Origin of the sequence: Bradyrhizobium sp. NBAIM08, from assembly GCF_020193935.1 — a bacterium.
Taxonomy (GTDB): domain Bacteria; phylum Pseudomonadota; class Alphaproteobacteria; order Rhizobiales; family Xanthobacteraceae; genus Bradyrhizobium; species Bradyrhizobium yuanmingense.
Genome location: NZ_JADYVR010001387.1, coordinates 1 through 380, shown reverse-complemented (window position 1 = coordinate 380; position 380 = coordinate 1). Strand labels below are relative to the sequence as shown.

The window sequence follows — 380 nt, the reverse complement described above, 5'->3', positions numbered from 1 at the left end:
GGGCTGGTCGAGGCCTATCAGGAAGTCGCGCGGCGGCTCGGCATTCTCATCGAGCAGGAACGGCCAAAGGGCACCGGCCCGGTGCTCGTGCAGTAGGCGAAAGCGGTGCTGAAGCTGGCCTGTCGGTTCGGAGCCCCGCTGGTTGCTCTGACGATGGCGGCAATGCCAGCCGCCGCCGGGTCGCTCACCGACGAAAGCGTCGGCATCGCGCTATCTTATGACGACGCCGACTGGTCAAGCGCAGACAGCGGTTGGCCGTTGACCTGTACGAACGAAGATTGCGTGACGCTCGTTTGCTCGATCGACCTCGACGGTAGCGAAACCTCGGACGCGGAAGCCCTCGGCGACATCGTGGGGCTCCAGCAGGACCTGGTTTCGAT

1 protein-coding gene and 1 pseudogene are annotated in these 380 nt (G+C 64.7%); both read left to right on the top strand.

Annotated features, from left to right (window positions below):
* Nucleotides 1-96: pseudogene (locus I6F37_RS45065) on the top strand (phosphoribosylaminoimidazolesuccinocarboxamide synthase); the annotation flags it as partial.
* A 9-nt stretch (nt 97-105) separates the two neighbouring features.
* On the top strand, nt 106-380 hold a 275-nt coding region (locus I6F37_RS45060), incomplete at its 3' end, for a hypothetical protein (protein ID WP_225155140.1).